Genomic DNA, 13,000 nt, shown 5'->3' on the forward strand with positions numbered 1-13,000 from the left:
TGAAACTATGATGAAAAATAACTTGTTCTCCCTTGGCTTATTCGCTGCTGTTGGTAGTTTTAATAGCACTGCACAAGAAACCATCCGCATATCAACCGGGGAGTACCCCCCTGTTTATTCTGAAAAACTTCCAGATAACGGCAAAATCCTGCATATTGTCAGACAAGCATTTGCCCAAATGGATATTAAAGTGGAGTATGGATTTTTTCCCTGGAGCAGGACACTTGAATTGGCCAAAAACAATGCCTGGGATGCCACTTGCTGTTGGGGCCTTACCCCTGAGCGAAGTCAGTACTTTAACTATACCGATGAAGTAACGACAAGGGAGTATGTTTTTTATCATTTAAAAAGTTATCCATTTGACTGGCACTCTGTTGATGATTTAACCGATATAGAAATAGGCATAACGTATAACTATAGCTATGGGCATGAATTGAATAGTGCCGTAAGGGCAGGAAAGTTATTGGCAGAATATGCCTCTTCGGATGAAATCAATTTTAGGAAGTTATTGGGGGGCCGGATTAAGGTTTTTCCTATCGATCGTAAATTAGGGTATCAATTATTATCCAGTTTATTCAAACCCGCAGAAGTTCAATTGCTTACCTATCACCCCAAACCTATTGTTTTAACTATTGTAGGGCTCATGGTGTCTAAGACGAGTAAGCAAGTTGATTATATTATTGAAACATTCAATGAAGGATTAAAACGTTATAAAGCAAGTGGTGACTATGATCGATATATTGCTGAACTTGAAAGAAGTGAAAATCAATTAAATCAATGAGGTGTCAGCACCAAAGGTGCACAGATGCCTGACAGTTTTTATGATGAAAAGATTATTATTGCTTATTTATGGCTTTATTGCTTCGCTGGTGGCATTTAATGGTTTTGCTCAAGAAACTATTCGAATTTCGACCGGGGAAGATCCGCCCTATAGTTCAGAAAAATATCCGGGTTATGGGCAAACCCTTAATATTGTCACTCAAGCATTTGCTCAAATGAATATTAAGGTGGAATACGGTTTTTTCCCCTGGGGCAGAAGCTATGCGCTGGCGAAAGAGAATAACTGGGATGCCACTTGTTGCTGGACAGTTACCCATGAACGAAGTAAATATTTTGATTATACTGACGCCATAAGAAGAACCGACATCGTATTCTTTCACTTAAAAAGCTATCCATTTGACTGGCAGTCTGTCAATGATCTAAAAGATATCGCGATAGGAGCTACGGTGCTATTTACCTATGGAGAAAAATTTGATGCCGACGCTAAGGAGGGGAAACTCCTGGTGGAATATGCGCCATCGTATCAAATTAATTTGACTAAGTTGTTGAGGGGGCGAATTCAACTTTTTCCGATGAATCGGGCGATGGGGCTTCAACAAGTGGCCGATTTATTTACAACAGAGCAGGCGAAATTATTCACCTATCACCCCAAACCACTTACCTCCTTTACAGTAGGGCTTATGGTCTCGAAGAAGCACCATAAAGGACAATATTTCATTGAAATGTTCAATAAGGGCTTAAAGCGCCTAAAGGCAAGCGGCAAATATGACCTGCATATTCCTGAAGATTTTAAAAATGAATACCAAGTCAATGAATAAGGTGTGAGTCGCGCGCTAGCGCTGGAGAGGTACCCGTGTACTAGTATGAATATTATTCTGAATAATTATTGCTAATAGTGCCATTCTATTGGCAAATCCTTTGCCGCCAAAGCTGCTATTTTCGTAATAATAGTGCGCTTAATAGTAATGTGTTTGCGACAAATCGGAGGTAAGTTTTTATGCTGTTGCGGGTGATAACAGCCAACTTCCCCTAATTCCAAATATCCTGTATTTAGGCCGATAACACCTGTACGCCTTCAATGAAAACCTTACCGGACAAAAATAAGGAAAATGACTTTTTTGTCGCTTCTGTTTATCGCTTATCTGGTTATTAATGAATGTCAGATTTTTTTACTAACCATATCGTGGTTTATTTGTCAAGGGTTTTATTGTCTTTAATTATAAGGTTGAATTTTAAGTTTAAAATATCTCTCTCGCTTGGCTTGAGTAAATTGGCATAAAACCTGAACTCCGGTGCGGGTGCGCACTTCGTTAATGTGTGCATTCATGATTTATTGCCTGGTTTTAGCCGGGTTAATGAATTATCACCACGGTTGAATTTATCAACTATGACAAAAGAGTAGGTTTTATTATGAGTTATCTACAAGTACTGAAACTGTTTAAAAGTAAGCTTAAAAAGGGACTGGCCATAGTCATCGCTACGGCCGGTCTGTTTGCGGCAAGTTCTGCCAATGCGGCTTTGCTCGGGCTTACCCTAGAACCGGCCCCGGATATTTTCTCAAGCTTTATCACTGTTGATTATGATATGGGCACTGAAATGTTGACTGCCGACGGCTTTGCATTGAATTTTTTTGATGGCGCAAATAATGCCATTGCCGGCGGCACCTTTTCATTGAACGCGTCAATTGACAATAGCGGTGTATTAAGCGGTGGTAGTTTTACTATTACCGGTACCACTGCAGGTTTTAACTCGGGGATTTTGTTAACGGGTTTATTGACCGATTTAGGTTTTGACGATTTAGGTGGTGATCCGCTGGAATTTATGGTGGATTTTACCGGCGGAGATTTAGTGGGCATGTACGGTCCTGTTGGCGGCATCATCATGACAAACACCGGGTTTAACGCCAACCTTTTCACTAACGACTTTTCCAGTGGTTTAATGGCCGCCAGCTCTGATACCGGGGTACCCATGACCGTACCTGAGCCCGGGGGGCTCTTGCTGTTTGCTGTTGCTTTGATGGGCTTTGTGGCATCAAGGCGCCGTAGTCATTAGCAGCGGAGTTTTTATAGACGTGATTAAGTGATCGCTATACACAAAAAGGAAGCAGGGTGTCTGGCAAGTCCGCTATGCGGGCAGATGGATTTGAAAATTCGAGCTATCCAGGGAGATGGATGCTCGTTTTCAAGAGTAAATAAGGCGCAAAAAATGTTCTTATCAAGATTTTATTGTTTGGTGGGTATAACACTTGCGGATGTGAGGAGAGTTATAAAGGCAGCTGTGATATCAGCTGCGATGACAACTTCTGCACAGGCTGATTTGTTGGATAATACCCTTGATTTTCCTCTGATTTCTTTTAACAGCACTACTATAGGTGCAACCTCTTATAATGCCGCGACTGATGAATTCAGCCTGAATTCGGGGCTAACGGCATTACTTGAAAATTCTTCATCAGTGCCGGTATTTATCAGCAATGGTCAATTGAATTTACAGATCATGGTAGATGATAGTGGCGCTTTGCTTGCCAATGCTGCGGCAGAAGATGTCCAGATCAGCGGTACCTTGACCCTTAACAGCGTGGTTTATTCCGGTACGCTTATCTCAGGCAAGGTAACGGCTTTTGGCTTTAGAGATTCTACCAGTAGTCTTGACCTGTTTGACTTTAAATTTACCGTTACCGGGGGGGCTTTAGCTTCATTTTACCCTGGTAATATGGGAATAGATCTGACCAGCGAAAGCTCAAACTTTAACGGAGATTTTGGCGTAGATTTTAGCGGCAAAGCTAAAGGACTTATCGGTGGAGTGAAACTGGCAAAAGATCCCGCCAGTTTGGGGGACCTTGTCTGGGAAGACCTTAACAGAGACGGTATTCAGGATATGGGAGAGCCGGGCATAGAAGGCGTGACGGTTAATCTGCTCGCTCCCGGCGATGACGGGGTATGTAATACCTCAGATGAGCTTATGCTCGATATGACGACAACTGATGCCGATGGTCTTTATGGCTTTAGCGAACTCGATCCCGCAGACTACTGTGTCGAATTCATTATCCCCGATGGTTATATCGTCAGCCCGCAAGATGCCGGTGGTGATGATGCCATAGATAGCGATGCCGATCCGGTAACCGGGCAAACGGAAACTATTACCCTGGACTCGGGTGAAAATGATCTGACCTGGGATATGGGGCTTTACCGGTTAGCTGCGCTGGGAGACTTTGTCTGGGAAGACTTAAATGCCAATGGTGTTCAGGATAACGATGAGCCGGGCATAGAAGGGGTTACGGTAAACTTGCTCGATCCCGGCTCTGATCTTGAGTGTAATACCGGTGATGAGTTTATTCTGGATAATACCGCGACTGATGGCGACGGGCTTTATAGTTTCAGTCAACTTATTCCCGGCGATTACTGCGTAGAATTTGTTGCCCCGGCAGGATTTGTTATCAGCCCGCAGGATTTTGGCTCTGATAGCAGTGACAGTGATGCTGATCCGGCAACCGGACAAACGACCACTATTTCTCTGGAGGCGGGGGAGACGGATCTGACCTGGGATGCAGGGCTTTACCGCTTAGCAGCGCTGGGAGATTATGTCTGGCTTGATCTGGACAAAGACGGCTTACAGGCGAGTAATGAGCAGGGGAAAGCAGATGTTAAAGTGAACCTGCTTGACTGCTTAGGTGAGCCGGTGCTTGATGATGTAAATATGCCCATGAGTGCTTTAACTGATGCCGATGGCTTATATTTATTTGATAACTTACTGCCCGGCGGTTACCTGGTTGAGTTTGAATTGCCCTCGGGATTTGTGTTCAGTCCGGCTAATGTTGGCAGCAATACAGAGATAGACAGCGATGCCAACCAGTTTACAGGTCGCAGTGCCTGCACCAATTTGTCATCCGGTGAAACTGATCTGACAATAGATGCCGGGGTTTACCAGCCGCTGGCTTGTGATATTTCTGTAAGCAAGAGCTGTGATATCCTTCCGGTGAAAACCAATCCTTTCGTTTGTAAAGATGCCAAGCCGATTGACGAGCTTACCATGATCTGGAATGGCAGTAAGAATATCGATGTAGTTGCCCATTACGGCAAACTTAAGGATCCTGTACTGGCCAGAGTTGATAATATCGCCCCGGGTGATGAGGTTACTATCAGTGGTTTTGCCGGCGCCAAAAATGATGTCGAATGGGAAATATTTAAGGCAGGTACCCATTATCGTTTGGGCATATCAAGTTTTCACTTGTCGTGCTCTGATGAGAATATGAACGGACCCGAGGATTGCGGTAGCCCGCAGGGTAAAAATGGTTCGCATCATGGTTGCGATGATGACGATTGTGATGACGACGACCGCGATGATCACGGCTGTGATGACGACGATTGTGATGATGATCGCGATGATCACGGCTGTGATGACGATGACTGTGATGACGACCGCGATGATCACGGCTGTGATGACGACGATTGTGATGACGACCGCGATGATCATGGTTGTGATGATGACGATTGTGATGACGACCGCGATGATGATCGCAAGCATCGTGCTTATGCCTATACCTTCACTTATTCAGGTGACTATCGTAAAAACGACGATGACGACGATGACGACGATGACGATGATGATGACCGAGATGACGATGATGGTGACGATAAAGACCACGATGACCGAAATGGTCATGGTATCGGCAGTTGGTTGCTTGAAGGAATGGCTGGCAGCAATGGTGTAACACTTGATTGTAGTGCGCCAACACCACCACCAACCCCCACCAATAGCTGTTCATTTGAAGTACCTTCCGGACCCCATTGTAAAGGTAAGATCAAGTCAATGGACTTGCACTACCTTGGCGGAGACTGCGAGATCACGCCGAATAAACAGTGGGGCAAAGCCAAATGTTACGGTATAAAACCCGCTCAAGAACCGGTACGTATCCGGGTGAGTGATGGCGGTCATAAAGTCTATTTGGATCAGTCTGATGTGATGATAGGAGATGTTGTCACGGCTTCGGCTTCAAATGCCGGGCGTCATGAATTTGGTTCCTGGAGCCTGATTGAAATCTTCGATGCTAATCACAAGCGGGTGCAAAAAGTTCAGTTGCATACTTCCTGCTCTAAACCATTAAACCTGGCAGATAAATTCGGCAGTGTTAAGCTGGTTTCACTTAATACCAGCAAACGAGGCAAGCAATCACTCGGAGCTGATGTCAATTACGGTTATGTGATCACGAACAACAGCACGGAAACCTTTACCGGCGTTGCCCTGGATGATGTCCTGGGTACCATAGCCGATCCCCTGGTACTTGACCCGGATGAGGTCTTTACCACCAGTGCTGAACAGTTTGTGCTGCCTGATAGCACCAATGTTTTTGCCAATACGGTAACCGTCAGCGGCGGATTGGCGCCTTCCGGGGTTGCCTGTGAGGCAAGTGCTTCGGCAACCGTTACCCGCAAGGAGCCACTGCCGGATTGCAAAGCCAAAGGGGAAAAGAAACTGACCATAAAAGAGTATAAAGTTAAGTGGAAGCTCTTTAATAAAGGTCACGACCCCCTTACGGTGAAACGTATCGAAGTTGCCTTCCCGGGAGAGCGTGGCATCAAGAAAATAAAACTCAACGGTGATATTTTCAAAGATGGCAATGTTTCATCGCCTGCGGTATTTGATAGCTTTATCAATGACGTTAAAAACCGCCAGATCAAGCCGGGAGAGTACAGACGGCTGGAGATTGAGTTTACCAAGAAACTTAAATATACCTTACCCAAGGACTACACGATCAAGGTATTTTTTGTCGGCGGCTGTATGGTCAAACTGGATATCAGCTCAGATCCGGGTCATTACAAATGCACTAAGCCCATAGATGAACTGACCATGCTTTGGAGCGGTGACAAGAGCGTAGAGGTTGAAGCTTTTAAAGGGAATCGCCATGCTCCTTCTCTCGGTAAACAAGTTGTGGCACCGGGTGATGAAATCAGCTTTTCTGGTTTTTCCGGCTCGCCCAATGATGTCTACTGGCTGCTTCGTGACGTTGCCACAGGACACCTTCTTGGCAAGTCTAAGTTCCATTTATCCTGCTCAGACAAGCATATGAATGGACCAGAAGACTGCGGTAAGATGCAAGGAAACGGTAAAGATGGCGGTAAGGGAGATGACGACGATCATGATGATGACGATGGCAAGGGAGATGATGATGAAGACGGTCATCACAGGTATTATGGAGGAGACGATGATGACAAAGGAGATAAAGGTTCTTTGATTAATCTCTGGAAACTCGAAGGCATAGTTGATGCTGGTGGAACACTAAACTGTACCCCTTGATTATTGAGTTTCATTTTTTTACAAAGCCGGCTTAGCCGGCTTTTTTTGTTATTGAGGTCATGAGAGGTTGAGCTTTTAAGCTTAGGTTATTTATCAGGTATTTATTTATCTGGCTATATAAGGCTTGCAATTTTTCCACTGGAGGCAGGCGTAATGTTGAAAATTTTTACAGTATGATGAAAGTATATTTATAAACCAATGAAAAAGAACGATAAATCAGCTTGTTAGCGTATTGGAGCAAATGTTGCCTTTATTCCTTTGAAATTAAAGAGGGTATAAATATGAAACGAACGAGTTTATTTCTTATTTGTGGTTTATTTGCATTATCCACGACAAATGCTTTGGCGAGCATGATAGTGTTGGATTTTGATAGTTTTCAGGATGGCCAAATCATAGATGATGAGTACTTTAGTCCATATGGAGTGACCATCAATAGCGTTAATTATATTGATGGCGTGGTAGGCAACGGCAATGATGTCAGCAACCGCCAGGTTGCTTTTGATACCTTAAATGACGCTTCGCATGATAATGATCTTGAATATAATAATAACAATAATGATTACAACGATCCGGGCAGTGCTTTTAGTTATAGTGCGCTCAATTTACCCGGTTATAGCGGGGCGAGTAACCCGGGTAATATCTTGATCTTACAAGAAAACGGCAATGGCTGTAGCGATGGTATTTGTGACGACCCCGATGATGAAGGCAGCAGGGCTGCGGGTTATTTCGAATTTGTTTTTGCCGATTTGGTTTCGATTCTAAATCTTGATTTTTTTGATACCGAAGACACCAACAATATGAACGGTTTTAATGCCATTCAGTTTTTTGATGAAAACGACAACGAAATTCACGCCGGTATGTTTGTACCTGAAGTGGGAGATGGTCAGTTTATCCGGCAAACGTTTAGCAATATTACCGATGTAAAACGAATGGTCGTTAATATGCCCGGCTCCGGGGGCATAGATAACTTAGTGTTCAGCACCGCAGAGGTACCAGAGCCACAAAGCTGGTTACTTTTGGCATCAGCTTTATTGTTATTATCTCGCCGTAAGGCTTAAATGATTAAATGAAACATAAAGGCGCTAAAATCAGCGCCTTTTTTATTGCTGAATATTTGAGTGTTCGTTGCTGGCGCCTGTCTATTTTAATGCAAAGTATGGGAGCTTTTTAAAATAAAGCAGGGGGTCTTTCCTTTTCGAGCGCAATCGGCCAGGTGTGACAGCTCTGCTTGTGCCAGGCTGGCGTTAGATAAGATCACCGCCGCACAGTTTCCCTTACTCAGGGCTTTTTCGATATTTTCCAGGTTTACTTTTACTTTATTGGTATTGACCTGCAATATTTTTGAGGTATCGAGCCAGGTACTATCCGACAAACATTCTAAAGCATTTTTCTCCGGGTTAATCACTAAAATCCATTTCTTTTGCTGGTAATGCTGCTGACAAATATCTGTGTATTGTTTTGAGCATTGTTGCTGACTTTCAATGTTTTTAATATTTAACCAGGCATTTCCAGGGGGCAGCTGTTTTGAGTTTAAATGATTGATATCAATATTGTTAGATTCAAGCATAGCTATATTCCCGGGTTGATTAATGGGTGCTGTATTTTTATACAGTATATCGATTTAAAACAAATAATCAAGGCTAGTTTTGTTTATTTATTGACAAATTTGCTAAATTTTTCGACTATGAAACAGTGCAGGTCAGATGAGTTATCTCAGGGATAAGCTAGGAAGCATACTTATACAAAGTTGGCCTTAACTACCACAAGATTAAACGGATTTAATATGACAGCAACAAGCAGCAAAGGTTTTAACCTGCAACGCTTTAATGCTTCCCTTAAGCCGCTGGAACAGGCGCTAGCAGAAAAGCAGCAATCCCAGGGGCATTTGATGGCATTAACGCATGCCTTAACCGATCTCCAACATCAGCTGGATGTTTTACAGCAAGGGGCTCTTCCCGGAAAATCCTGGCTGAATAACCGTTAGTTATCCTGAACTTTATCCCCTGAAACAGGAATTTATTAATATTCTTAAGATAAAAAGCATTTCTTAAGATTGAGTTAAGATTTGCTTGTTAACTTTAACCCCAAGCAGTAACCAAGGGGTAAAAAGATGACAGAGCAGGAAATCAAAACAAGATTAGCGGATATCTGGGACAATTTATCCGGACAAGCGTTATTAACTGACGGTAAAACCTCATTAACCTACCAGGCCTTTATTAAAGAAGTTGAGCTGCTAACGCTTTGCTTAGCGCAGCATAAGGTCACCTCGGTCGCCCTGTTGGCGGACAATTCCTTACAGTGGGTAATGGTAGACTTTGCCTGTCAGCAATTGGGCATAGCGTTATTGCCTTTACCGGCTTTCTTTTCAAAACAGCAAATTCAGCACAGCGTGAATACCGCGGGTTGTCAGCTGCTTCTTACAGACAATCCGGCTTTGCTTTCAGGTAAATTACTTTCCGGTAATGTTACAGCTGGTAATCAAGATGCCGGGCAAAATACTTTTACGGTGCAAAGAAGCGAGCACTCCAGCTTATATTCGAGTGTATTAACGCCATTATCTTTCTATCAGATCACCAATAAAGGCGCATCGGCGCAGGGGGAGCAGTTACCTGAAAATACCAGTAAAGTGACTTTTACTTCCGGCACTACCGGTGCGCCCAAAGGGGTTTGTCTGAGTCTGGAGCAGCAGTGGCAGGTGGCAATATCACTTAAAAATGCCGTGGCGCCTATATTAACCAACAAGGTTAAGCGCCACTTATGTCTTTTGCCTTTATCGACCTTACTGGAAAATGTTGCCGGCATTTATGCCGCCATGCTTGGCGGAGCCACTGTGATAGTGCCTTCATTAACCGAGTTGGGCTTTAGCGGCAGTTCTTCCTTAGACTTTCCGGCGTTATTAAAACAAATCAGCCGCCATCAGCCGTCAACTCTTATCACCACGCCGGAAATACTCAAAGGTTTGGTGATGTCTGCGGGGCAGGGCTGGCAGGTGCCTTCAAGTTTGGCATTTGTTGCCGTCGGCGGGGCCAGGGTGTCATCCAGCCTGATCAGCCAGGCGCAGCAGGCAGGCATCCCCGCCTTTGAAGGTTACGGTTTATCTGAATGTGCCTCTGTGGTCAGCCTCAATAGCGGCTGGGATCATCTGTCGGGCTCTGCCGGAAAACCTCTGGCGCATGTCAAGGTAACTCAGGTGGATGGCGAAATATTCGTCAGCGGCAATACCTTCTTAGGTTATGCCGGAGACCGCAGCTCCTGGGGACAAACAAGTTACGCCACCGGAGATATCGGTCATATCGACAGACAGGGTTATTTACATATTACCGGGCGCAAGAAAAATACCCTGATCTCAAGCTTTGGCCGAAATATCAACCCCGAATGGCTGGAGTCAGAGCTGAATGCCTGTACCGGCATCCGCCAGGCGCTGGTGTTTGGCGACAGCCAGCCTTATTGCATCGCCGGTATTTTACCCCAGACGATGGCCGGGCAGGCCCTGGTCAGCGACGAACAAATCAGCGCCATGCTGGCAAAAATGAATATTCATTTGCCCGATTATGCCCAGGTTAAAGACTGGTTTTATCTTGATGAATCCCTGTTTGCGGACCCTGAGTTAAACACCGCCAACGGCCGGGTAAAAAGAAAGCAAATGACGGCGTTTTTACAAACACAAATTGAGCGTATGTACCGAAAAGCCTCTTAAGTATTGCCCAGGCTGATCACCAACTAACAAATGAATAAACAACAAATTAACGACATTTCACCAGTATTTATAGGAAGATTATCATGAACTTTTTCCAGCGTTTAAAAGAAGAAACCACAACAGAGCAAAACTACTTATTATCCGCCCCTATTATTAATCGTTGCATGCAGGGAGATATTTGCCTGGATGACTATGTTGCCTTTTTAAAAGAAGCCTATCACCACGTAAAACACACCACGCCGCTGCTGATGAACGTCGGCGCGAAATTAACCGAAGAAAAGGAGTGGCTGCGCGAAGCGGTAGCCGAATATATCGAAGAAGAGCTGGGTCACCAGGAATGGATTTTAAATGATATCGCCGCCTGCGGTTATGACAAGGAAGAAGCGCGGGCCAGTGAACCGAATTTTGAAACCGAAGTGATGGTGGCCTATACCTACGACGCCATTAACCGCAAAAGTCCGCTGACCTTTTTTGGCCTGGTACATGTGCTTGAAGGCACCAGTATCGCCATGGCCGACAGTGTCGCCAAAACCGTCGGGGATAATATCGGCTTACCGAAAAAGGCCTTCTCCTATTTAACCTCACACGGGGCAATTGATATTGAGCATGTGAAATTTTTTGAAACCCTGATGAATAAGATCACCGATGAGCAGGAGCAGCAATTGATCATCAAGTCCGCGAAAAGGTTCTACACCTTATACGGCAACATCTTAAGGGGTTTACAGGTCAATCACGGTGTGCCGGCGGCTGCTTAGGAGCAAATGATGAAACTCTCTGATGCCAAAGTGGTGATCACCGGGGCTACCGGCGGAATAGGCCAATCAGTGGCCTATCTGCTGGCCGAACGCGGGGCACGCTTATTACTTGTGGGCAGGAACAGCGATAAGTTAATCAGCCTGGTACAACATTTGGGCAGTGAGCATTCGTGGCTCAGCGCAGATATCAGCAGCGCACAGGGCAGGGCGGATGTCATGCTCCAGGCGAAAAGGTTTGAGGCCAATATGCTGGTCAATAATGCCGGTATCAGTGAATTTAATGAGTTTGTCCAGCTCTCCGATGCCCGATTGGCACAGGCAATGAACATCAATTTGCTGGCGCCGATGTCGTTAACCCGGTCATTTTTGCATGAACTGGGCGACAGCCCGAAAGTGGTGCTAAATGTCGGCTCGGCGCTTGGCAGCATAGGTTATCCCTATTATGCCAGTTACTGCGCCACTAAGTTTGGCCTCAGGGGCTTTACCGAGGCGCTGCAACGGGAGCTTACCGGCTCGCGCCACCAGGTCTTGTATTTCGCCCCCAGGGCAACTGACACCAGCATCAACTCGGATGCGGTAAAGCAGATGAACCGGGCATTGGGCAGTAAAACCGATACCCCGGTGGAAGTGGCCCAGGCCTTGGTAAAGCAGCTGGAGCAGGGCAAAAAACGCCTGGCTGTCGGTTGGCCGGAAAAATTATTCGCCCGTCTTAACGGCTTCTGGCCTGAGGTGGTGGATAACGCACTGGCAAAAAAATTCACTAAAATTCAAAAGTTTGTAAAAATGGTTAATAGTTGAGGAAGACACATGAACAGATTAATGAAACGCAGCCTGATCACTTTAAGCCTGGCATTAAGCACGCCTTTGCTGGCCAATGCCGCTTCCATCGATGAAGAGATCACTAAACTGCAACAGCAGTGGGCCCATGTCAATTATGAACTAAAAGATGATGCCCAGGAGCAGGGCTTTAAAAAGCTGGTGCAGCAGGCACAGGCGGTGACGGAGCAATATGGTGATAATGCCAAGTCCTGGATCTGGAGTGGCATCATACAATCGAGCTTTGCCGGACAAAAAGGCGGCCTGGGAGCCTTGTCGCTGGCGAAAAAATCGAAAAAAGACTTTGAAAAAGCCATTGAGCTTGATGCCAATGCCTTAAATGGCTCGGCCATGATGAGTTTAGGTGTCCTTTTTCATAAGGTACCCGGCTGGCCGATTGCTTTCGGCGATGACGACAAGGCCGAGGAATTGATGAAAAAAGCCCTGGCAATCAACCCTAAGGGCATCGATGGTAATTACTTTTACGGCGAATATTTGTATGATGAAGGCAAATATCAACAAGCCAAAGATTATTTGCAGCTTGCCCTGCAGGCAGCACCTCGTCCTAACCGGCCGCTGGCGGATAAATACCGCCAGGAAGAAGTCAGGCAGGTACTGGAAAAAGTCGAAAAACGCTTAAACAAACGTTCGAAGAAATAAG

The 13,000-nt window shown here is 45.2% G+C and carries 11 protein-coding genes; 10 read left to right on the top strand and 1 reads right to left on the bottom strand.

Annotation, left to right across the window (positions count from 1 at the left end; all coding sequences use genetic code 11):
- Positions 1–7 precede the first annotated feature (7 nt).
- From QL234_RS07195 to QL234_RS07215, 5 genes are all read left to right on the top strand, one after another.
- Positions 8–781 carry a transporter substrate-binding domain-containing protein gene (locus tag QL234_RS07195; protein ID WP_281557161.1) on the top strand — a complete coding sequence of 258 codons (774 nt, stop codon included), beginning with the start codon at positions 8–10 and terminating at the stop codon, positions 779–781.
- 40 nt (positions 782–821) lie between these two features.
- Entirely contained in the window at positions 822–1,598 is a 777-nt protein-coding gene (locus QL234_RS07200; RefSeq protein WP_281557162.1) for a transporter substrate-binding domain-containing protein, read from the top strand.
- Positions 1,599–2,190: 592 nt separating this feature from the next.
- On the top strand, positions 2,191–2,832 hold the full coding sequence (locus tag QL234_RS07205) for a PEP-CTERM sorting domain-containing protein (RefSeq protein ID WP_281557163.1): 642 nt from the start codon (positions 2,191–2,193) through the stop codon (positions 2,830–2,832).
- A gap of 240 nt (positions 2,833–3,072) precedes the next feature.
- Positions 3,073–7,071 (top strand): SdrD B-like domain-containing protein, encoded by a 3,999-nt coding sequence (locus QL234_RS07210; RefSeq protein ID WP_281557164.1) that lies wholly within the window; start codon positions 3,073–3,075, stop codon positions 7,069–7,071.
- A gap of 281 nt (positions 7,072–7,352) precedes the next feature.
- Positions 7,353–8,129: a hypothetical protein gene (locus QL234_RS07215; protein ID WP_281557165.1), complete on the top strand. Its 777-nt coding sequence runs from the start codon at positions 7,353–7,355 to the stop codon at positions 8,127–8,129.
- An 86-nt stretch (positions 8,130–8,215) separates the two neighbouring features.
- On the opposite strand, the gene QL234_RS07220 is transcribed toward QL234_RS07215, so the two are convergent.
- Entirely contained in the window at positions 8,216–8,638 is a 423-nt protein-coding gene (locus QL234_RS07220) for a SulA-like leucine-rich domain-containing protein (RefSeq protein WP_281557166.1), read from the bottom strand.
- 216 nt (positions 8,639–8,854) lie between these two features.
- On the opposite strand from QL234_RS07220, the gene QL234_RS07225 reads away from it, so the two are divergent.
- The 5 genes from QL234_RS07225 to QL234_RS07245 all read left to right on the top strand — a co-directional run bounded on the left by QL234_RS07225 (position 8,855) and on the right by QL234_RS07245 (position 12,999).
- Entirely contained in the window at positions 8,855–9,055 is a 201-nt protein-coding gene (locus QL234_RS07225; RefSeq protein WP_281557167.1) for a hypothetical protein, read from the top strand.
- A gap of 126 nt (positions 9,056–9,181) precedes the next feature.
- Positions 9,182–10,768, top strand: a complete 1,587-nt coding sequence (locus tag QL234_RS07230) for an AMP-binding protein (RefSeq protein WP_281557168.1) — start codon at positions 9,182–9,184, stop codon at positions 10,766–10,768.
- 80 nt (positions 10,769–10,848) lie between these two features.
- The gene (locus QL234_RS07235) at positions 10,849–11,523 is read left to right on the top strand and encodes an iron-containing redox enzyme family protein (protein WP_281557774.1); all 675 of its coding nucleotides are present in this window, start codon (positions 10,849–10,851) and stop codon (positions 11,521–11,523) included.
- Between the two features lie 6 nt (positions 11,524–11,529).
- On the top strand, positions 11,530–12,321 hold the full coding sequence (locus QL234_RS07240) for an SDR family oxidoreductase (protein WP_281557169.1): 792 nt from the start codon (positions 11,530–11,532) through the stop codon (positions 12,319–12,321).
- Between the two features lie 9 nt (positions 12,322–12,330).
- Positions 12,331–12,999, top strand: a complete 669-nt coding sequence (locus QL234_RS07245; RefSeq protein WP_281557170.1) for a hypothetical protein — start codon at positions 12,331–12,333, stop codon at positions 12,997–12,999.
- Position 13,000 lies beyond the last annotated feature (1 nt).

Origin of the sequence: Thalassomonas sp. RHCl1, assembly GCF_947387555.1 — a bacterium.
GTDB lineage: Bacteria > Pseudomonadota > Gammaproteobacteria > Enterobacterales > Alteromonadaceae > Thalassomonas.